Raw genomic sequence first — 22787 nt, forward strand, 5'->3', positions numbered from 1 at the left:
ACCACATAATAGACCTCCCGCACGAATCCTTCGCCCTCACCCTAGCCTTCTCCCCAAGGGAGAGGGCTAGGGTGAGGGTAAAATCTTTGCTTCATCGATCGATTCAGCAATACCCACTCGCGATCGGGCAATCGGAATCTGAATGACAAACTCGGTGCCTTTACCAGGAGTTGAAAAACAATTCAGCTTGCCGCTGTGTTTTTTAGTGATAATTTGATAGCTAATCGACATTCCCATGCCAGTTCCCTTTCCGATCGGTTTGGTGGTGAAAAACGGATCGAAAATGCGCGATTGAATTGATTCAGGAATCCCAAAACCATTATCTTCGATCGCGATCTCAACCCACTGACGATCGAGGACGGAGGTACGAATCGTGATGCGACCAGGATGTTCTTGTCCATCGCGATCGGCTTGGATGACATGAGCCTCGTCTAACGCATCGATCGCGTTTGCCAAAATATTCATAAACACTTGATTCAGTTGCCCTGGGCAACACTCAATCAGCGGCAATTCGCCATACTCTCGAAGGAGTACGATCTCGGCACGATTGGATGTCGCTTTAAAGCGGTGGTGCAAAATCAGCAGGGTGCTCTCAATTCCCTCGTGGATGTCTACTTTTTTGAGTTCCGCTTCATCCGTTCGCGAAAAATTCCGCAGTGACAGCACGATTTCGCGGATGCGCTCAGTTCCCACATTCATTGAGTTGAGAATTTTAACGAAGTCTTTTTGCAGAAATTCGAGGTCAATTTTATCCGCTTCCGCTTGGATTTCAGAAGCCGGATGAGGGTAGTGTTTTTGATAAAGCTGCATTAGGTTCAGAAGATCTTGGGCATAGTTTTGGGCATGAGACAGGTTGCCATGAATAAAGTTGACTGGGTTATTGATTTCATGAGCGACCCCGGCAACCAGTTGACCCAAGCTAGACATCTTCTCTTGCTGCACTAACTGCGTCTGGGTCTGCTGGAGTTGTTGAAGCGTCTGCTGAAGATCGTCAGACAGGGTTTCTGCCTGTTCACGCGCAGCATTGACGGCGACCAGTTGGGGCAAAATGGTCCAGCACGCGATCGCGACCCCCACAAACGAGAGCACCAGAATCAGAACAACCAAGAGATCTGCGCTTCTTGCCGATGACATTTTAGTCACCAGCACACTGCTAAACCAGCTAATGATGGTTGCACCACAAATAAACAGAATCAAAATAAACACCTGAAGCGCGATGAAGTCCTGAAGGTTTTTTTGGGGCTTAACCCGGTAGCGCTGAATCCACCACTGAGGTTTGAGAACATTCCACGAAACCCGATGCAGAACTTGATCGCCTTTTAAGACGGCGATCGGCAGCAGCAGACCCATTAACAAATCTTGTACTCCCCAAGCAAATCCGCCCACCACTAGCACAACAGTTTCCATGATACAGAAGACCAATGACCACCTGGGAAATAGGATTCCTGCCTGACCCCGCTGCTGCCAAAAGCTCCAATGCAGCACGATGAAAGCCACAAGCCAACCAACCCCCGTGATCATCACGATCCGAGGGACATTCCCCCAAACTAAGCAACCTAAGCTCAGGGTTAATGTTAAAAGTAAGCCTGGTCCAAACACGCCTTGACGAGACGTAACGCCGAATACGGGCGACAAGTGCCCGTCTTGCGCGAGTTGATACAGAATTCGGGGACAGATAGCGACCGCAGTGGCACAAGCCAGAAGGCTACTAGAGACGACAAGAAACGTCACTAAAAAAGATGCAGATTGCCCCCAAAACGGTTTAGCAGCCGCTAACAAATTCAAGAAGGTATCGTCGTTTAGTCCTGGTTCTGTTGCCAAATGCAGCAATACCCAAGAGCCTCCGATATAGACGATCGGAATCAGTGCCGCCGCAACCAGCAAACTTTGCAGAGTTCCATAAGGGCGTTTGCTGTCGGCGACAAAGACTGAGGCAGTTTCACAAGCATAAAAAGCGTAGGTGCCATTCAAATACCACTTTGCCCAACCCTGAAAGGAAAAGCTAGACTCCTGACTCGGAATCAAGCTGAGATGGGAGGATGAGAACAGAATCCAGTGGCTTCCCTGAAAGCAGAAAGCGAGAAGAAAGCCTACGGCAGGCAGCAGAAATACTAAATGAAGAGTACCCAAGGCATGACTGCCACTAAAGGCGACAATGAAGGCTAAGACCGTGAATCCAACTCGTAGGAGGGCATCAGGTAGGGCAATGCCCAAAGATTCTAGGTTTACTTTAAGCAAGTCGCTCAAGATAATGGCATTAACAGGCAGAACTGCGATCCAACTAAGAAAGTATCCGATCGCAGCATAGCGAGTTAGTTGAGGATAGCCCTTCAACAGGTGAGTGATGTAGTTTGGGGTTCCTCCCGATACATGGGTTAGGGTTCGCCCCAATTGCCTAATTTGCAAGTTTACCAGCACCCCAACGATCGCACCCGGAATCCAAACCCACATCGCTTGGGCACCTAATTCTGCATGGGCACCCGGCGCGACCCCCATCCACAGGAGTAGCCCGGTGAGACCAAATCCCCAGGTTTCGATCAGGCTCAGGTTGCGCTGAAGCCCAACGGGGGTAGATTGCTTTCGTTCGACTGGGGCAGAACCTGAGATCTGAGCCATTGCTAACGCCCTACGATCGAGAAATCGCTGAGTTTGAACATCAATCCGGCATTTAGTAGTTATGCGGTCTTGCTGTGTTCAGTTTTCCCACAAAGTCTAGGAAAAAGCTAGGTACGAGACAAAGGCTTGAAAATGACGTGCAAAGCGATCTTTGGCTGAGAACCGCGAGTCCCCACGTGCAGATGGGGCAAGATGAATTCTTCAAACTGTTCTCAGGTCAAATGAGTGGGAATCCCTGGTCTGGATTGAGATTGAGCCATCGAAACTCCTAATGACCGTCAAACCAATAAGACTCAAGGCTTTTTGGTTTGAATGTTGCAAAGGCAAGCATCTAAAAGCTTCCAGACAAATTCAATCTACAGGGAAAACCCGCAGCCAGTTGATTGCTTTAATCGCTCAAAAAATGTCGGTATCCTTCTAAGTCTGGTGATCGGTCAACTCCTTTAAATCATGGTCAACCATCAACTCCACCAACTGCTCAAACGGATATTGAGGCTGCCACTTTAACTGCTGACGAATCTTGTCGATCGAGCCAACCAACTGCACTGCTTCATCCGGTCGATGAAACGATGGGTCAACTGATACATAGTCTTGCCAGGTCAGTCCCACACAGCGAAAGGCACATTCCACCAGTTTTTTCACCGAATGCGTTTCGCCACTGGCAATGATGTAATCATCGGGCTGGTCTTGCTGGAGCATTAGCCACATCGCATAGACCGCATCTTGGGCATAGCACCAGTCTCTTCGCGCCTCTAAGTTGCCAAGTTTCAACTCCTTCGCCAGCCCCAGCTTGATCCGGGCGGCTCCCTGCGTAATCTTGCGAAACACAAACTCGGTGCCCCGACGTGGTGACTCGTGGGTGTAAGTGATCCCACAGCAGGTATACAACCCGTACTGCTGACGATAGTTGATGGTCATCCAGTGAGCGTAGGCTTTAGCAACTCCATAGGGGTTACGAGGACGGAAGGCAGTGCGTTCGGTTTGAGGCGACTCATCGGGCTGACCAAACACCTCACTGCTCGAAGCCTGATAAAATCGTGAGCTAGGATGGCACCGCCGAATCGACTCCAGCAACCGAGACACGCCCAACGCTGTATATTCTGCGGTGAGAGCAGGCTGCGTCCAAGAGATAGGTACATAGCTTTGAGATGCCAGATTATAGATCTCATCGGGTTGAGACTGCTCGATCGCGTCCATCAGCGAGCATTGATCCAGCAAATCGCCCGAGAGAATCGTGACCTCGCCGGCGAGGTGACTGATCCGATCGACCTTGCCAGAGCTAGAGCGACGAACCAGACCAAAAACCTGATAGCCTTTAGTCAAGAGAAGTTCCGCGAGATAAGAGCCATCTTGTCCGGTGAGTCCTGTGATGAGAGCGTTCTTTTGCATGTGAGTTCTAAAAAGATTAACTACATTAATGTTCTCCCCAGAAGCAGATCTGCCCTTATAGCTTTTCTCGCTTCAGTAAGATCTGCTGGAGCGAGTTCTTGACCGCTACGACCCGATGAGTAAGAGTGTCCAAATTAATTACCCAGCGGATTTGATTAGTTAATTCCCTGCTTGGGTTTCACAGGTTGCTGCTCCACAATCCACATGACCGCATAGTAATAGACTGTGAATAAAATCGTTGAAAAAATTTGTCCACCCCAGGGTCCATGCCAAAACTCAAATGAATCTTTGCCCCAGTAAACTGACGCGATCGTCAGCAGCATAATTCGAGGAATGTTGAAAATCAGGGCTAACATTACGCCGACTACGACCATCGCGATCGTGTCTATGCGACTTTGCTTGAGCCACAGCCCCATCAGCAAGCTCGCCCCCGCCATCGTCACTGCCATATCAAATCCACTACAGCCATAGCCAACCTGCACCGCTCCGGTAGGTAACTCAATGATGATTCCTTTGGCGATCGCGGGTTGTCCGATCGCTTGCAGTGCTACACCGCCTGCCCAAGCCATCAGCTTTTCAAGATATTCTGGAGGAGTTGTCAGTCTCCAAACCTCGGCTAGAACATAGATCCAGTTTGGATAGAAACTCAGCAAGATGAGCGCACTGGAAAGATAATAGGTCTTGAAAAAAGCCACGCCCCAAGAACTATAAGCAATGCCGAGCAGAATGCCTGCCCAAAGTAGTGCCCGCAGGGAAATAGACGATAGGCAGAATGGCATCAGTGCTGCACTGCCAAAGATAATCAAATATCCTGTCAAGCGCTCTTCATCGGCAGGCAATACTTTGGTAAGCGAAGTGCGGTTTCGCCACAGACGATCAACCCCTAGATAAAGAAATCCAAAATTGAAGAATAGATTTGTTGATCCGCTTAGGGTTGCTTTTCCTAACTCTCTTAGAAGCTCTGGCAGATACAGCAACCCCATCAATAAACCAAAGGTTACTATCTGATGATGGGGAGTGCGGATACTCAATTGAGCTAGTTGGACTATGCTCCTCTGGATTTTTTGCTGATTCATGGGCTAAGAAAGTTGAAAAATTAAGCTTTAGATGGGCGATTGCCATATTGCCCCAAACCAATGAGTGCTATACCAACAATCACCAAATTGCCAATGCTCGAAAGGCTGGTTTTGACAATTCCAGTTTTGGCGTTTTGTTTGAGTGAAGTAGCTTGTTGGGTCAAGGCTTGAGAGGCTTTTTGGATGTCTTCAGAAGTGACCTTAACCTTGCCCTGAGTCGAGCCTGGCTGCACTGCTTGAATTTGACTTTGCAGCGTGGAGGCTTGAGCGCTAATCGTGTTGACTGCTCTCTCTTGAAAAGAAAGCCCGTCGCGAATCACCAGCACACAGGAAAGATTAAACAAAACGCCCAGAACCAGACAGACGATCGCTAACCGCTTGCGTAATCGGCGAGTCTCGATGCTGCCATACGTCAACAGCGCTAAACCAAACAGTAGAATGATGCTGCGATCGCCGATCTGCTGAAACAAAGCAATCCGCCACTCAATGTTTCCAAATGCAGGCGGAATCGCCAGTGCTAACACATCGAAGATAAATCCGGCAATGCAGGCGACCCCAACAATGCGACACAACCCTGTAGAGCTATAAACAGGGGCAAAACTTTGAGAGGAAACTGTGGTCATAGAAGTTACAACAACTCATTCAATACTAGATAGGAGCTTAATTCAACCCTGTGAGACACGAACCGGATATTTACGAAAAACTTGGAAAAATGCAAAAGTTCAACATCTGACAATGAACGATCGAGGAGTGCAGACAACTCAGAAAGGCAACAAGGATTGCACCTGTAAATTGTCTGACTCCTGGCTCGATGGTGGTGTTTAACTAGGGTGTGTCTGCAAACTCTTAGAGATCCCCCCAACCCCCTTAAAAAGGGGGAGAAATTCATCAAAAGTCCCCCTTTTTAAGGGGGATTTAGGGGGATCTCAACCGCTATCAACGAAGTCAATTAGTTTACAGACAACCCAGTACAGACGAGTTTTCGACTCAGTGCCAGGGACACAAAAGTCTAGGCTTCAGCATTCGCTGCTGCCATCTCTCTCTTGCGCTTGCGGAGCATACCCATTCCTAGACCAATCAGCCCAGGCAACATTGCAGGCGTTGGAATCGCGGCAATTGATCCAGAGTAGGAGGCAGGGTTGAAGCTAGTTAGCTGAGACGTGAATAGACCACCCTTCGCAGCGATGGAGTCAGTACCACTTCTGAAGATTCCTTCAAAAGTTGCACTCGACTTACTATTGTCGTAGATGAACTTTGTGAGATCGAAGCTGATGCCTGCTTTAATGTTTGTGATGAAATTGGTCACTGAACCACTGCTGAAGAGGTGACCTCCAGGGGTTAGTTGGGTTAGAGTGAGGTTTTGAATTGGAGCGAATCTGTCTAAGCCAGCGAAGCTACCAGTGCTACCCTTTTTATAGATCACCGTCTTTCCGGGGCCGCCACCAAACTCGGGGAAAGGAGCGTCGAATACAAATTCAGTCGGGGCAGCGTTGTTGGGATTAGCTTGAACAACTCCACCAATATTGAGAATGCTACCAGGAGTGATACTGAGGGCTTGAGCAGGAGATGCCGAAATTGTGGCAGCAGATAGGGCGATCGCAGTCGCTGCTGCGCCGAAAAACATTGTCTTCGATTTCATTGATTTAACCTATTAACGTTTAGGGGCGTTCATTCGGAAGCAGTCCGAACAGAACCTAGTAGGCTACCGCTCTCAACACAGGGCTGGAAATCTTTAGGTTAAAGATGAGCAAAAAACAATCGCGTTTAATGTTGCTATTGTCCGCTCTAGCCTGAGTCGAGAGTCTTCCGATGCTGGTAGCCTGGAAATGCACGTTAGCCCTGATTTCTTAAAAACTATTGTTGTCTTAGGTATAAGCACCCAGTAACCTAGATACTTTCCCGGATGGTGTCACTTTTGTCTATGACATTCATCTAATAATATATTATGCAATTTCACCAGGTTTGGCATCACCCGTTAAAGGACTTTACCGTTAGTTCACACAATCTCACTGACGTAAGCACAATAGCTTATAAAACTGTGCCCGTTTGGATCGGTGTTAACCCTTGATCAGCTACGACACTCTCTAAAACCTGGGTAACTTTTTGACAAGTTCCATCCAAATGGAAAGCTTGGCTTGCATACTGATAGGCACGTTGAGCGATCGCTGTCGATCGATCGGGGTCGGCATAGCACTCATTGATCACTTCAGCCAACTTTTCAGCATTATTGCTGGGCACCAACCACCCAGTCGCTCCCGGCTCAATCAACTCCACCACACCCCCGGCAGCAGTGGCTACGATCGGGCGCTGGCACAGCATCGCCTCCACAATCACCCGACCAAACGGTTCGGGCGAAGTTGACGTATGAGCAACCAAATCGCAAGCACTCATCAGCTCAGACACATCTGCCCGAAAGCCGAGAAACTTGACGCGATCGTGCAGCCCCAACTCGGCAACTTGTTGATGGAGGCAATCAACATATTCATCTTCACCAAACAAGGCATCTCCAACAAATAGAGCCGTCACATTGTCAGGGCAGTGGGCGAGTGCCTCTAGCAAAACGTGTTGTCCTTTCCAGGGAGACAAGCGACTGAAGTTGCCCACCACAAAGCGACCCTCTAACTCTAGCTCTTGCCGCAATTGCAGCTCATTGGCAGATGAGGTTTGAAACCTCTCTGGCACAAACCCGTTGTAGATCACTTCAGTGAGTTTGGCATTACCACCTGCCGACACAAAAGCAGTTTGGGTCGCTTTTGAGTTGGCAATCACTCGCGCCGCAAACCGATTGGTCAAACCCGGAACTAGCCGCACGTTAATCTGGCTGAAGTGTTCAACCGTGAGAATGTCGTGTAGAAAATGCACCAACGGTCGGCGGCTAAAAAGACTGGCGATCGCGCCCACAACCAGCGCTTTTGCCGTATTGGTGCAGATCACGTCATACTCTCGACTCAGCGCTGCGACCTCAGCAATCAAGGGCACAATCTGCCTCAAACTCATCAGACTTTGCCAGATAGAACTGTCTCGATTCACGGCGATCGCTTGCTTGTTCAACACCCGAACCGGGATGTGTTCTTGCTCTAACCGAGCTTTAAACGAACCTTCCGCCATCAGCCCGACTAAACACGAATCTTGATATCGTCGAGCAACATCGAGCAGAAACAGTTCTGCCCCTCCTAGCACTCCACTGTGGTCTAAGAACAAAATTTTCATAGCGTAGGCTTTTTAAAGGTGAGTAAGGGTTTAAAAAATAACACTTTAAATCTGATTTCAAGAGATACAGAAGAAAGCAACTGCCAAAATGCGAATTCACCAAATTGTTTTTGTTCCATGACTTAATTTATCAAATGAGAACACATCTTCTGTCACTAAATTTTCTAAAAGTTGGGGAAACTTTTGACAAGTTCCATCCATTGGGAAAATTTTCGACAAGTTTCATCCAGGTGAAAAGCATGACTCGCGTACTGATAGGCACGTTGTGCGATGACCGCCGCCTGTTCTGGATGAATTCGACACTCGTTAATCACACCTGCTAAGTTCACTGCATCGTTCACTGGCACTAACCACCCTGTTCGATTCGGCTCGATCAGTTCTAAAACTCCCCCGGCTGCGGTCGCAACGATCGGTGTCCGACATAACATTGCCTCGATGATCACGCGACCAAACGGCTCTGGTGCTGTAGACGTATGAGCCACCAAATCGCAAACGCCCATTAAGCTAGACACGTCTGCCCGAAAGCCGAGAAACTTGACGCGATCGCCCAAACCCAGTTCAACAACTTGTTGATGCAGGCGCTCAACGTAGGCAGTCTCACCAAACAAGGCATCGCCCACTAACAAAACAGTCACATTTTGAGGACAGTGTGTGAGTGCCTCTAGCAAAACGTGTTGCCCCTTCCAGGGAGACAAGCGGCTAAAGCTACCGACGACAAACTGCCCTTCTAGTCCAAGTTCCTGCCGTAACTGTATTGCATTTTCGGGCGGCTGTTGAAACCGATCGGGCAGAAACCCGTTGTAAATGACTTGTGTGAGTTCTGCCTTGCCGCCAGCCGCCACAAAAGCCGATTGAGTTGCCTTAGAATTGACAATCACTTTTGCCACGCAGGTATTTGCGATCGCAACTGCAATCCACAAATTTGCTCGATTGAAGTGATCGGCTGAGAGAATGTCTCGCAAGTAATAAACTAAAGGACGATGGCTAATGAGAGATGCGATCGCGCCAAGCACCATCGATTTTTGAGTATTCGTGCAAATCACATCGTAGTTTCGACTGAGTTGTGCAATCTTGACAATTAAGGGCAGTATTTGACCTAGACTACTAAGACTTTGCCAAAAGCTGCTGTCCCGCTTGATCCCCGTCAACTGACTAGTCAACACCTGCACCGGAATACCTTCTTGTTCTAACCGAGTTTTAAATGCTCCCTCTGCTAGCAGCACCACCAAACAAGAATCTTGGTAGTAGCGAGCAATATCCAGCAAAGAGAGTTCTGCACCTCCCAAAACTCCGCTGTGATCTAGAAATAGAATCTTCATTTAGAGAATGCCTAACGAATGATTTCTGATCGAGGAGATGGGCTAAACCGCACGGATGTTGGAGAAGGAGCCGAAAGTGCAGCGCTGTAGACCGCTTTAATCTGTTGAGCTACCACCGACCAAGCGTAGTGATCTTTGACGTATGCCCGACAAGTCTCGGCATTAGGTAACGATCTCTGCCCCGATAGAATTTCTAAAATTCCTTGTGCTAAGTGCTCGGTCGAAGATCCTTCAAATACTAGGTCGTCAGACAACGGACGCAACACTTCTGGAATCGCTCCGATCGGAGTGCCAACCACAGGAGTTCCCGAAGCCAAAGACTCGATCATGCTCAAGCCAAACCCTTCAAACGAAAGCGTCGGCACGATTGAGAAGTCAGCCGCACGATAGGCAAGGGCAAGCTGGTCTTCTGCAACAAACCCCAACAGTCGAACTTGGTTAGTTAAGTCTAATGATTCAATTTGCTGTTGCAGCGTTTCGGCGAGTTCGCCTTTGCCTGCAATGAGCAACAATGCATCGGGATAGCGCTGACGCACCACGCTCATCGCGCTGACCAAATTCTCTAAGCCTGTGCGTTTTACCAGTCGTCGCGTTGCAAAGAGAATCGGACGATCGAGATCCCAGCCAAGCTGCGAACGAGCATTCTCACGCGAGTCAGAAAACGCAAACCGATCAAGATCAACGCCCGGTGGCACAACATGAATGCGATCGAGGGGAATCTGATAAGTCTGATGCAACAGGTCACGAAATGCGGTAGAAAGAACAATCAGCTTACTTGCACGTTGGTAATGCTTTTGCTCTAATGTCTTCTTCATCCAGATATTGACACTAGAGTGACCTTCAACCTGGCTTTCTAACGCCCACGGTCCTTGAAAATGAACAACTAAAGGACGATCGCCAATCAAATTTAGAATCGGAAACCCATAGAGGGCAAAATGCGACACCACCAGAGGTAACTCTTCTTCTTTGAGCAACTGCCGAGCCGCCGATCGCGCGCCTTGCCAACGCTCTAACAAAGAAGCTTTTTGAGGTGCAAAGGCTTGAATTTGCTCTTGGGAGTCTTGGAAAACCTGGGGCGATCCGGCCACTAATCCCCTGATTCCGATGCCAGCAGCAGGCAAATGACGAGCGCAATCATAATAGAAACGATTTAGCCCCCCGGCTTGCTCAGGAAACCAACCCATGCCGATTTGTAGCGTCCGAATTCTAGAGCACTCCTCACCTTGAGGGTTCAATTGCACGATGTCATGATTCATATTAGTTACTCCTAGCAAAGACTGGGCAGTTAGTGTTGTTGGTTGTTGAAGTTAAACGTCACGCTAACTAAGCTCTTCGCCACTGCCTGTTTGTCTCCGGAGGAACTCTGTGAAGTAATTAAGTAGAGGAAGTGGGACGACCGTGAAATTTTTGTGCAGCTAACCCAATCCCCATGAAGCCCCACAAAATCATTCCAGGCAGCCCCAACATAGAAGAACCAAATAGAACTTGGGAAAACATCGCGATTGTAATGGCGCGAGCGGTGCTGGCAAATGAGTCACCGCCAATCTGTGCGCTCCCAACCAATCTCAACAGCAATAAAAGCAGTCCACTGACATAAAAAGTAGTGCCAATCCAGCCTAGAGAAATCAGAGTTTCTAAAACGGCACTATCGTAAATTTCGCCGCTCTTAATGCCGTCTCCAATCACATTCGTGAGCGCAGGACCCAAAAGAGCTTGATAAGTGGCTTGTCGATCAGCGCTACTGGTGTCACCTTCTAGATTAGACAGTGAGTCAAGCCGCCCAGAAATGACTTCAGAAAAAGGTTCAACCAATGTCAACGGCACCACGCAGAGTGCTGCTACTGCAACAATCACAACTAGACGAACTTGAAACTTTGGCTTTAGAAAAACAACCAGGTTGAGTAAGCCAACAAGCCAGCCCAGCCAGAGTGAGCGAACCAGAGACAGCAAAAAAGATAGGTAGCCAACTGCCATTGCTGGAAGGCCCAGCGTTTTCACATTAGTTAATAACAGCAGTAACCCAGCCATCATGACGCTGGCAAACACGCCAGGTCCGTGCATCGTACTCCAAACGCGAAGCCCTTGAGGTTCAGGTTTGCCTGCACTTCCCAATTCAGTGTTGATCAGCCAGGAAGTATCCCATTCAGGTGCAACCAGGTATTGATAGACTCCGTAGCTGCCAGTAATCAGCACACACCACAAAAAGACGGTTTGAATATTCTGACGTTGCTCTGGATAATCTCTCCAGTTGATAAATAGATGATGACCCAAAATGATCGGAGCGAACCACTCTAGCGATCGAATCGATGCTGAAACGGGGGATGTTTTAATGACCCCGACCAAAAAACCATACAGTACGCCTACCAGCGATAGCAAGAATGGCCAACTCCCTCTGCGTTTGGCGCTGGGAAGTGATCGCAACACCGTGATTAAACTAATCAAGGTCACAAAATAAGGCGCAAGCAAAATCGGGCTAGGCTCAGTGAAGCCACTGCGAAAATCAGCATAGCGCCGAACTAGTGGGGTCAGAAACCAAATCCACCAGCAAAACCCCATATAGAGAATGGGATAGCGAAAATATAGAATCAGACCCACCAAAAAGGCTCCGCCCGGAAATGCAAAATTTAAGACTTTACCTAGCCCTGCCCAAGCACATACGCCTGAGATAACGGCAAATCCTAAAATTGCTAGCCATGCGTTTGCGGGCTGCAACCCTGAAAATAGTGAGTTTCCAGCGCGTTTGTTAGCGGTCAAATGCGTGTCCATAAGTCTAATGTTCTCGCCCACTTGTCCAACCCAGCTCATAGAGCTTGATCTCTTTTAGGAGATCGTAGTAAACCTTGAGCAGTGCAACCGACAGCCCTGCTAGACCTTTGCTATAAAGCTGGTGGACAATGTAAACCTGAACAAATCTGGCGGGGGGCTTAAATAGAAGCCGAGCGAGGCTAAATCGCTTTCCAACCAGGTAATCTTTTTGAGCTTCTAAATCAGTATATTTGTTAAATCGAACGACATGATCACTAATGCTGCGGAAGCCATAATGCCAAAGCACTCCCTCAAGTTGAATCACTGGATTTTCTCCTGAATCAATGCTTTCATGCACTAAGACGTCAGTAACTTGAAAAATAGTTTTGTTAAACAAACGAATCTGATAATCTGCACGGCTGGTCAACCATTTGCCTAAAAAATCACCGATGCGATCGACCGAGAAGGCATCTGCTTTTAGGGTTTGAGTGTGCTTCCAGGCTGCGATCGACTGAGCTAGCTCCTCACTTACCACCTCGTCTGAATCAATCATAAAAACCCAGTCGTGCTGAGCCTGGTCAATCCCAAATCTACGCTGCTTGGCATAACCGGGCCAGGGGTTTATAAACACTTTGCAGCCTAGCTCTTGAGCGCGTTGAACCGTGGAGTCTTTGCTTCCTCCATCGACCACAATAATCTCGTCTGAAAACGCTTGACAAGAACAAATCGCCTTTCCAGTTCTGACTTCTTCATCTTGAGTGATGATGATGGTAGAAATTGAACGGGGCGAAAAATTTGACCATTGATCGGTCTGATTGTTTTCTAATTGGGTCGATGCATCACGGGCTTGAGTCATACCATCCTCATGCTTATTTAAGGTTTTTTATGGAACTTGAGAGTGGGCGGCAGCTTCAGAATGGGAATTGCTTCCACGATCGACAACCGTGCCAACGACCATCCATCGCGACCCGCCATTTTTGAATTGCTAAGGTTTTTTCTTGAGGTAAAAATCGCAGCATGTTAACGAATCCATAGAGGCTGCGAGTGCCCAGAAGAATCGACCACAAAAAGAAAACAATGCGCCGTCCTGGAGGTAGGTGCTTGAGCAACACAAAGGTTTCGTTGTGGGCAGCATTGCGGCAAGCCACCTCATTAAAGGCTTCAGTTCGCTGATCTTCATCAAAGCGCCGCGACAGATAGTGATCGACTTCTACCTTGGGGTCATAGATTAGCTTCCAGCCATTGCGCTTAACGGCCAGGCTAAAAGCTAGATCGTTGTGCACCTGTGCGCCTGTCCCCAGCAGAGCTTCGTCAAAGCGCACACCCGCGATCGCGCTTTTGCGATAACTCATGTTTGCGCCTTTGAGAATATCGACTTCACGGGACTGACCTTCCCCAATGTGATGATTGCCAACCGCCCGCCCAAACCACTGCAACTGTCCAACAACTTTAGAAGCGCCGGGATGAACGCTTGCGTCTTGCAGTTCACCGTTGAGATACATCCAGTCACGTCCACCTACCCCACCGATGCGATCGTCGGTTAAAAAGTGAGCCTCAATGCGTTTTAGCCAGTCTTTGCGAGGAGCCGCATCATCATCGGTAATCGCCAACACATCGCCCTGGGCAGCATCGACCCCGGCGTTGAGGGCGGCAACCTGCCCCGGAATGCTGACGCAGATTGTTCGCAGATTGAGCGGCTCAGTCTCTTTGGCTTGCAGAAATGCCCAGGTATCGGCATCGCTGTCTCGCACAATGACCAACACTTCACTGGGCTGGCTTATCTGCTGTTTTAGGGCTTCAAGGCAGCGATCGAGATCTTGAGTCCGGCGGTAGGTCGGAACCAGAACAGTAATATTCATCGGTGACTAGCTTGTAGAATCTGTATCTAGCGCTTTATTCGGACAGCGTTGCTAGAAATCAGCATGATTTTTGTAGACAGGACTGAAGTTCACGAGAACTTCTTCAAATTGGTGCGGCTGGCTCTGATTGTCCAACCACAAAATTCTCGCAATCTTGATCTAAGTTAAGAGCGAAAGACTGATCGAGCAGACTGAAAATCCGATCGTCTACAGCCTCATCAAATTTACGGGCAAAAAACTTACCTGAATGAATCAGTGGCTCAAAATCAGACGTTTGCATAATTGCAGGATAAGGAGGCTGCCAGGAGACGTAGCGCAAGTTGTCTGGGCAAATGTTGAAACTGTGATTGTTTAACAAAATTGTTTGAAAAAAAGACTCGTCTGGAATCATGGTCGTGCGGTAGTGATTGACAAAATCCGAATTGTTTTGAACAAACTTGTGAATATAGTCAACGCATTGGTAAGAAAGCGTGTGCCACTGTGAGCCTGCGTAGCACTCAAAATCGTCAGTAAACGGGGTGAAGCGTCGGCGAACTGCCAGCTTGGCACCAAATCTCCCGGCTCTAACTCGAATCAACCTCTGCCAATCCACCACTCGATAAAGCTTATAGACTAGCCATTTTAGAAAAGAGGGCAGTCGATAATATCGATAACAATAGCGTTCGGTGCCAATATCTTTATGCCAGTCTCTCAGCATTTCTGATGGTTTAAAGGCAGGAAAATGCTCTATGAAGCCATCGTGTTCTGTAGTGCTAAGAAACTGCTCCATTTTTTGGATCGGCTGAATGGGATAGTCTTGCCCAGACAGTAGAATTAGCCAATCGAACGGAATAGAGTTCTTGAGAATCCAATCAATGCAGCGCAGTTCTAACTCGACGACCGAAAATTCGCCCCAGGTGGCGACGATCGGGTTCTCAAAAATATGCACGCCTTTTAATAGGGCAAACGCGGCTGAATCGAGGGTGGATTTTGAGCGATCGTGATGGATCACAATCTGGCACTCTGGGCTACCAGACTTCAGAGCTTTAACTAGCCTGAGCACCTGACCAGGATTAGTATGGGAAGCAATTAAAAAAAGTAGCTGGCTCATACCTATTGATTGGTTTTGACCCCTAGAAATGGGCGTGACAAAGGCTGTGGCGCAAAACTGAGTGCAAGCGCTACTAAAGTATGAAGGTTAAACTTTTGACCCAGCGCCGATAACAAGTAGGGTCTTGCCTCAGAGCGATTGTTTAGCCGCAGTAAGGCGATGCCCATGCTTGTGCTGGCTTCAACCCATTTAGATTTGAAATAAGACTGATGTTCTTTGAGTCGATCGTCCTGCATGAAGGTGCTATAGCAAAACATTCCACACTGCGCCCAGTGAATCTTACCTTGAGTGCTACTACTGTTGTTGATGCTTGCGGATTGCTCATGTTCACGATAGAGAGTCAACCGCTCAGGGATGTAATAGGCACCTCGACCAGAACAACAGGCTGAGTAAGCAGTATAGAGATCCCAAGCGCTACCTGCTGAGGCTGGCATATTGTCCCAATCAACTGCGTCTTTCCGAATCACTGCTGCTGCCGCAGTCGAGACAGACTGATCAACTAGCCCAGCTTGGTAAAAAGGTTGGTGAATTCCTTCCTTCAAGCCATCCCGTTTCCAGCGCCGTGTGTTGATTTCGGTTGCTGTAGGGTTGAGGGTTCCTTTTGCGTCCACAACATAGTGATCGCAAAAAGCAAGGGCAAGCTCTGGGTTTGCTTCTAGAGGTGGAATTAGTTTCTCTAGAAAATCCTCCTTCCACATATCATCGTCATTCAGGCTGGCAACGTATTTACCATTTGCTTTTTTAAAGGCGTTGGTGACGTTACAAAATATGCCAAGGTTCTTCTCGTTACTCCAAAAATGGATTCGAGTATCTTGAAACGAGTCAATTACGTCGATCGGGCTGATAGAACTGCAATCATCAGAAACTAGAATCTCGATGTCTTTATAGGTTTGATTGAGGGCGCTTGCGATCGCATCTCGCAAATAAAGCGGTCGATTGTAGGTTGGAATAATGACGCTAACAAGGGGTTGGTTGGTTTGAATATTCATACAGCTAAACAAACTCCTTGAGATATAGCCTTAACTCGTCTCTGCGGTGAATTAGAAACCATCTGAGCTTATATTTCGCTTCTAAGAGGGAATATAAGAAGCCAACGCGAGCTTTCTGTGGCTGTGGTAGCTGACTTCGATAAGTTCTAAGCAGCAAACCAACTCGGTCTTTCCCTTGTCCATTCTTAAAGTCTGTGACAGTCTTGGTGCCTTCTAGCATTTGATAGTTGCCCCAGAGCTGGTCAAAATAATGAACGGTTGCTGCTTGCACTGCCCGAAGAATGAACTCTACATCCATTGTGTAGTGATCATCAATTTGGTATGGTCCTACTTTTTCGTGTAGCGATCGGTGATAAAAGTAAGCGGAGGGGTTCATTGGAAACGGATTGACGTGAAACCCTAGAAGCAGATCTGAAAGCTTTAGTTTAGCTGGGCGATTGACTGTCCAGAGGGTGCCGTCGGCTTGCCAAATATTACAATTGCCGACTACGAAACTGGGGTTTGGGAGATCTTTAAAAACCTCTAAGATGCGGTTCAGTACCCCTGGCTCGTAGTAATCATCTACGTTTAAGAATCCAATAATTTCATTTTTCGCTAATAAAACTCCCTTGTTCATGGCATCAGATTGACCTTTGTCTTTCTCGGAGATCCAGCGAATATGGGCAAACTCTTCGGCATATTGCTGCACGATCGCAAGGGTACGATCGCAAGAACCTCCATCAATAATCAGGTGTTCTACTTCTGAACAAGCTTGCTCGATCACTACCTCAATGCAAGACTCTATAAATTTTTCGCCATTATAGACGGGCGTGATGACGGTAATCATGATCTATTTTTTGTAGAAAAAGATGCTCTAGATTTCGACAGACGCGTGTAAATATTTTGGCTTCTGTCATCTACTTTCAAATCTAATCAGATGCATCAGGATAATTCTCATAGCTTATGAGCAGATCTTCCCACTGCGATCGGGTTTGAATCAGTTCAAAAGTTTCATAGACCCAATTTTGAGCAGCATTAAAATGCTTTGGTAGATTTAGTGCTAGAGAATCTCCTGAACGGCTCGTCTGAGTCCTCGCTGATTTGTCTGATAAAATCGCCGTTCTCTAGAAAACATTTCTATCATTCGGTAAACGTCTTTTAGTTGTTCGATTGGGGATGTTTTAGCTTTCACTACAGAGGTTAAAATTCACTAATTCATAGATGCTTTACTAACTTAAGCAGAAGTGTTGATAGGTTTCTGGCTGAACTTCAACAACTGCCGATACAGCTCAAGATACCGTTGAGCTTGCAATTTTAGAGGGTATTCTTCTAATGCGATCTCGCGACAGTTTCGACCCATGCGATCGCGAAGTGCTTTATCTTCTAGAAGTTGCACAATGCCAATAGAAAAATCATCAGCATCTTCTGGTGTTGCTAAGTAACCTGTTATGCCGGGGCGAACTAAATCTGGTACTCCTCCCACTTTGAAGGACACCATCGGTGTACCACACGCCATACTTTCTTGAAGGACGAGAGGGAGGTTGTCGGCGCGAGTGGGGAAGATAAAGAGGTCGGCAGCAGAGTAAGCGATCGCTTTAAGTCGATCGCTCCCCACATATCCCAACTCGATCGTCTGCATTCCAATGGCTTTAGAAATAGACTCACTGTTACTTCCAATCATCAGTAGGACGGTATCTGCCTTGAGCGCGTCGGGTAAGCAGCTAAGAGCTTGAAAGAGTAGGTCGCCTCCTTTGCGGTTGTCTGAAAGGCTGTCTGCGCCAAACATCAAGACATTTTTGTGGGTTGGGATACCCAAAACAGCACGGCACTGCTCAGAGTCGAGCGGTTGATAAAGCTCTGTGTCGATACCGTAAGGAATGTAGTGGATAGAGAAGCGATTCAACATACTTTGTTGAGCCTGTTCAGTCAACCAGCGACTAGGCGTTACGATCGTCAGATTTGATTGACTATAAACCCAGTCTTTCAGCTTCCACTCTAAATGTGTGTTGTCTCTACGAATCGCTGGATAGATTTCAAGATATGGGCATTGACCGCAACCTGTCTTCCATCGATCGCAGTCATAGCTATAGGCACAGTGCCCGGTAAAGCTCCACATATCATGCAGCGTAAAAACAGCAGGCTTAGTTTTTGTTAGAGATGGAATTGCTAGATAGTTGAAGTATCCAGTGTGGAGGTTGTGAAAGTTGAGAATGTCTGCCTGTTTGTAAAACGAATGCTTAGAAACTCCAAAAGTGTTGATATGGTTGAGATAGTTTAAACCTAGCTCATTTGTGAGACGAGCAAGTTGAGCTTCTACTCGGCGGCTTCGAGAAACTTCAGCGACACGATCGCTTTTGATGGTGGCTTTACCGACCAGTAAGTGAGACTCTACTTGCTGTGCCAATAACCCCTGGTGAAGTCGGTAGGCAGCGATCGCGGCACCTCCAGAGACATCGGATTGGTTGACATGGAGAATCTTCATTTGAGAACTATCTAGTTAGGTAGCGATTAACTGTTTGATCGACGATAAGCGGTAGCGGGCTTTTGCGGATAGCCTACTTTGTTCCTTCATGCTTTTACAGTAAAGCCCGTAGTCAAACGTATATTAATTGACTATGATCGCAAGACCTTCAGAAGTAGAAGGCTGACTGAGGGTAGAGTATTCATTCACGTCTAACTCTTTGCATTCTCGGTTTCCGATGCTCTTGTTATGGCAGAAGAACCTGATTTTGTAGACTGTCTTATTTGATGCTTAAGCCGCATAGCTCCTGCTCTAAATAACAATTGCAATAGTTGTTTGGTGACTTCTTCAGAGGTACTTAGCTGTCGCGCGATCTGAAACTGATTGAAAGCAGATTGAGGATCACCAACATTCAGTAAACTCCGAACTATGTACAGAATTCCTAGTGCACAAGCTTCTCGGCTGCGAACTATCAGGTCGCTAGATACATCAGTAGGCAAAAGATCAGGTAGATAAGAACTCACAATGTCAACTGCTTTCTGCATATCTCGTGCAAACTTACCAGAGCGTAATGATGTTCGGGTTAGGGAGCCTTGTCGAGCATAACGATAGGCTGCTAGTGGCTTGACCTCATACCCGATTGGATATTGAGCAGCTATTCGCACCCACATTTCCCAATCTTCGCAGCAACATTCAAAACGTTGATCAAACCCACCTAGTCGCTCGTAGACTTCTCGCCGCACTGCGATCGATGGCGTTTGAATTGGATTAAAAGCTTTGTTTGCAACAATTCCCTCCAGACCAGCCTTTAGAATTCCTGTCTCTAGTTGTTCAACTGGTGAGAGTGTATTCCAGTGACTTTGTTCATCCATAAGTATGTGGCGACAGAATGCTGCTCCAATCTCTGGATGCTGCTCAAAAAGTCGCTGTAGCTGGGCGTAAAAACCTGGAAGCACACAATCATCGCCGTGGAGCAGATGAATTAAGTGACCGCGCGATCGTTGCAAGCAAGTTTCAAAGTTTTTGATATAACCAACGTTCTGAGGCTGTTGATAGAATCTAACTCGACCTCTTCCTAACTCCTCTACAACAGCTTTTGGGTCATCCTTTGTAGAACAGTCGTCAATGACCTCAATCTGCATCAGATCTGACCCTGGATCTTGCGCTAACACGCCTGCAAGAGTTTCCCGCAAATAGTGAGCGCAGTTATAGGTTGGAATCATTACCGACCACAAAGGTCGAGAGGGTGTTTCTATGATGGGATAAATTGTTGCCCGGTAAGAATTTTTTTGGCTCATTATTCGACGCAATTTCAAAGTTTATCAGAACTAGAGACACAATCACTCGACCTCTGGCTTCAACAGATCCTGATAAAAGGAGTATCTTTGTTTGGAGATCTTAGACTGCGAGTAATCTTCTTTAATCAACCTCTGAGCATTTTTACAAATCGAATAGGTTCGTTCTAAATCTGCTAGTAGATACTCTACGCTCTGACAAAATGTTTCTTTGTCGTCAGCAATCATCACGCTCTCTAGATGCTTTGCATTAATCCCCTCTAGAGCAAAGCTTGTACAGATAACGGGGATACTTCGTGCCATAGCCACCATTATCTTAGTCTTCAAGCCTCCACCTATTCTCACGGGAGCAATACTAATGCTACTCTTTGAAATTTCATGTAAGTCTTCAACAAATCCAACAAATTCTACTTGACTGGGGTGATCTTTATATTTTTCAACAGTCTTCTGGCTCCAGTTACCTACAACACAGAGCCTCAAGCTAAATCTACGAAAGACTTCTTCTGCGGTTTCTTCGAGAAACCACTCCACAGCATCTCTATTCGGATAATGGCTTTCTCCTCCTATAAAAACCAACTTGTCTAGTTGAACGATTCTTTCAATCTCTTCAAAGTCGCTGTCAAGTGTAGGAAAAGGAGAAACAAGGAACTTAGCTTTGTTGTTTTTACCAGCTAAAGCAGCCTTCAGAATTTCATTTTCAAGGTTATTGAATGTGATAATGCCATCTGCATTCTCCAGCAAAGAGATTTCTAGCCCCTTGTAGAATTCCAAGATGTAATCCACAAAGGCTGATTTTATTTGCTTGGCTTCAGCATGCGATTTGATTCTATGAAATACGCACTCATGCTCTACAAATACTTTTTTTACATAAGAGGGAAGTGCTTTCATCAAGTTTAGGTTGTCAGAATACTCCATTTGCACAATATTAATATTGTCTCTCACAATAATGTTATTGATTTTTTCAACATATTCTTGGCTATGGATGTAATAGGGATTCCATGATGAGTACATTTTGCTAAAATGTACTTCTGAAGAATCTTCTAACTTATAACCTTCGTTTTTGTTAACTTGAAGTAAAACCTTAAGAAACAGCTTAATACTGCCTTTAATGAAACTATAAGAATCCCGTATTTTTGAAGCGACATTCTTACTTTTTGCTTTGTCGGCTGACGGAGGGCAAGTTGCGATCGTATAGATCTTCACTTTTGGCAGCAAGCAGTTTAATTCAATCAGTTCTTCATCTGTCGGATTGCAATCCTCAGCGACCAGCAAGCTGATATTGCAGAGATGGCTGAGGTATTCAATAATTCCGAACTGTGCGATACTTGCACCCGTTTCAAATGGGTAAAGCTGATTGAATGTGATGAATAAAATGTTTACGCTCATATTGCTGGTTAACTACAAAGATGGGCTTTTACTTTTCACTTAAAGGCAAGCGTTGAAACTTGCACATCGATCGGTAATCTGCATCCTCCATATCCTCTGTCACCTACACGGTCAGAAGGGCCTGAATTCACTTCCCAAGCAATTACGTTAGATAGAAGATCAAGCATGAGAGCGTCTGAGAGAACAGCGACGCTGATCGCGTAGGTACTTGGATGAAGAGGATTTCGATCCAAGCGAAGGTGGATTTCATGAATACCCGCAGATATTTCTTGAAAGGGAAGTTGGTTATTGTCAGAATCAAGCGTTAGGACTCTACTGCCCTCTAAGGTCTCAAACCCAATTCCAATCGCCAGGTTTGATATGTCACGAAGACACTGCACAGTAAATATTAATTCTAGAGGTTCTCCATAGTTGAGATTAGAACCAGGAGCCAATCGTAAACGAAGCAGACGAGCTTTTTCTCCAAATGCACCATTTCTATGTATAGAATCCATGTCAACATCAAGCTCTGACATCAATAGCTGATTAGAGTATCGCTGAATTGCATCCTCTACACTGCTGACTTCCTTCGTTGAGCCTCTTTCTAGATATACCGCCCGCGAACACAATCTTCTAACAGCCTGGGTATTGTGGCTGACAAAAATGATAGTTCGTCCATCTTCTGCAACTTCTCCCATTTTGCCGAGACATTTCTTCTGAAACGTGGCATCCCCTACAGCTAGAACTTCATCTACAATCAGAATTTCTGGTTCCAAGTGCGCCGCAACCGCAAATGCAAGACGCACATACATGCCTGATGAATAGCGTTTGACAGGCGTATCTAGAAATTTTTCAACTTCAGCAAACGCTACAATCTCGTCAAACTTACGAATGATCTCTGCCTTACTCATACCCAAAATAGCACCGTTCAGGTAAATGTTTTCTCTGCCCGTTAGTTCTGGGTGAAACCCTGTCCCCACTTCTAATAAACTGGCGACTCGACCTTTGATCCGGATACTTCCATTTGTGGGTTCTGTGATGCGACTGAGAATCTTAAGCAATGTCGATTTGCCTGCGCCATTGCGACCGATAATGCCCACTCGATCGCCCTGTTTAATCTCAAACGAAACATCCTTCAGCGCCCAAAACTCTTCTTGAGCAGCGCGGGCTTTAGAGCGACCTTTGAACAAAGACCCAACGCCATTCGCGATCGTCTCTCGCAGCGACTGATAACTACTGCTTCCTTCTTGCTGATGACCCAGAATGTATTTCTTACTCAGGTTCTCAACTTGAATGATTGTGTCAGACATTTACAACCCCTATCTGTTTCGCTATTACCCACTACGACCACTTTGAAATTAATCAGGACAATAAAAGAACCATTACTCAAAACA

General features: G+C 46.7%; 18 protein-coding genes. All 18 read right to left on the bottom strand.

What is annotated here, in order from left to right; translation table 11 throughout:
• Positions 1–66: 66 nt before the first annotated feature.
• The 18 genes from A8707_RS04465 to A8707_RS04550 all read right to left on the bottom strand — a co-directional run bounded on the left by A8707_RS04465 (position 67) and on the right by A8707_RS04550 (position 22703).
• Positions 67–2616: an ATP-binding protein gene (locus tag A8707_RS04465; protein WP_068815523.1), complete on the bottom strand. Its 2550-nt coding sequence runs from the start codon at positions 2614–2616 to the stop codon at positions 67–69.
• Positions 2617–3033: 417 nt separating this feature from the next.
• A complete protein-coding gene (locus A8707_RS04470; RefSeq protein WP_068815525.1) occupies positions 3034–4005 on the bottom strand; it encodes a GDP-mannose 4,6-dehydratase in 972 nt (323 codons plus the stop codon).
• A gap of 155 nt (positions 4006–4160) precedes the next feature.
• Positions 4161–5036 (bottom strand): cyanoexosortase C, encoded by an 876-nt coding sequence (gene crtC / locus A8707_RS04475; protein WP_197484612.1) that lies wholly within the window; start codon positions 5034–5036, stop codon positions 4161–4163.
• Between the two features lie 65 nt (positions 5037–5101).
• Entirely contained in the window at positions 5102–5704 is a 603-nt protein-coding gene (gene hpsJ-C, locus A8707_RS04480) for an HpsJ-like protein, cyanoexosortase C-associated (RefSeq protein ID WP_068815529.1), read from the bottom strand.
• Between the two features lie 386 nt (positions 5705–6090).
• On the bottom strand, positions 6091–6720 hold the full coding sequence (locus tag A8707_RS04485; protein WP_156518357.1) for a PTPA-CTERM sorting domain-containing protein: 630 nt from the start codon (positions 6718–6720) through the stop codon (positions 6091–6093).
• 389 nt (positions 6721–7109) lie between these two features.
• Complete coding sequence (locus A8707_RS04490; RefSeq protein WP_068815533.1) at positions 7110–8291, bottom strand: glycosyltransferase; 1182 nt, start codon at positions 8289–8291, stop codon at positions 7110–7112.
• A gap of 164 nt (positions 8292–8455) precedes the next feature.
• On the bottom strand, positions 8456–9610 hold the full coding sequence (locus A8707_RS04495) for a glycosyltransferase (RefSeq protein WP_068815535.1): 1155 nt from the start codon (positions 9608–9610) through the stop codon (positions 8456–8458).
• A gap of 11 nt (positions 9611–9621) precedes the next feature.
• The gene (locus tag A8707_RS04500; RefSeq protein WP_231947928.1) at positions 9622–10866 is read right to left on the bottom strand and encodes a glycosyltransferase family 4 protein; all 1245 of its coding nucleotides are present in this window, start codon (positions 10864–10866) and stop codon (positions 9622–9624) included.
• Between the two features lie 118 nt (positions 10867–10984).
• Positions 10985–12376 (bottom strand): glucose-6-phosphate isomerase, encoded by a 1392-nt coding sequence (locus A8707_RS04505; protein WP_068815537.1) that lies wholly within the window; start codon positions 12374–12376, stop codon positions 10985–10987.
• 4 nt (positions 12377–12380) lie between these two features.
• Positions 12381–13211, bottom strand: coding sequence for a glycosyltransferase family 2 protein (locus tag A8707_RS04510; protein WP_082906222.1), 831 nt, complete (start codon positions 13209–13211; stop codon positions 12381–12383).
• Positions 13212–13266: 55 nt separating this feature from the next.
• Positions 13267–14214, bottom strand: coding sequence for a glycosyltransferase family 2 protein (locus tag A8707_RS04515; RefSeq protein ID WP_068815539.1), 948 nt, complete (start codon positions 14212–14214; stop codon positions 13267–13269).
• A gap of 103 nt (positions 14215–14317) precedes the next feature.
• Positions 14318–15304 carry a beta-1,6-N-acetylglucosaminyltransferase gene (locus A8707_RS04520; protein ID WP_068815542.1) on the bottom strand — a complete coding sequence of 329 codons (987 nt, stop codon included), beginning with the start codon at positions 15302–15304 and terminating at the stop codon, positions 14318–14320.
• 2 nt (positions 15305–15306) lie between these two features.
• Positions 15307–16293 (bottom strand): glycosyltransferase family 2 protein, encoded by a 987-nt coding sequence (locus A8707_RS04525; RefSeq protein ID WP_068815544.1) that lies wholly within the window; start codon positions 16291–16293, stop codon positions 15307–15309.
• 4 nt (positions 16294–16297) lie between these two features.
• Positions 16298–17119 (bottom strand): glycosyltransferase family 2 protein, encoded by an 822-nt coding sequence (locus A8707_RS04530; RefSeq protein ID WP_068815546.1) that lies wholly within the window; start codon positions 17117–17119, stop codon positions 16298–16300.
• A gap of 387 nt (positions 17120–17506) precedes the next feature.
• Positions 17507–18754, bottom strand: a complete 1248-nt coding sequence (locus A8707_RS04535) for a glycosyltransferase family 4 protein (RefSeq protein WP_068815548.1) — start codon at positions 18752–18754, stop codon at positions 17507–17509.
• Between the two features lie 191 nt (positions 18755–18945).
• A complete protein-coding gene (locus A8707_RS04540) occupies positions 18946–20031 on the bottom strand; it encodes a glycosyltransferase family 2 protein (protein ID WP_082906223.1) in 1086 nt (361 codons plus the stop codon).
• A 42-nt stretch (positions 20032–20073) separates the two neighbouring features.
• A complete protein-coding gene (locus tag A8707_RS04545) occupies positions 20074–21414 on the bottom strand; it encodes a glycosyltransferase (RefSeq protein WP_068815550.1) in 1341 nt (446 codons plus the stop codon).
• A gap of 35 nt (positions 21415–21449) precedes the next feature.
• Positions 21450–22703, bottom strand: coding sequence for an ABC transporter ATP-binding protein (locus A8707_RS04550; protein WP_068815552.1), 1254 nt, complete (start codon positions 22701–22703; stop codon positions 21450–21452).
• Positions 22704–22787: the final 84 nt, after the last annotated feature.

Origin of the sequence: Phormidesmis priestleyi BC1401, assembly GCF_001650195.1 — a bacterium.
GTDB classification, from domain to species: domain Bacteria; phylum Cyanobacteriota; class Cyanobacteriia; order Leptolyngbyales; family Leptolyngbyaceae; genus Phormidesmis_A; species Phormidesmis_A priestleyi_B.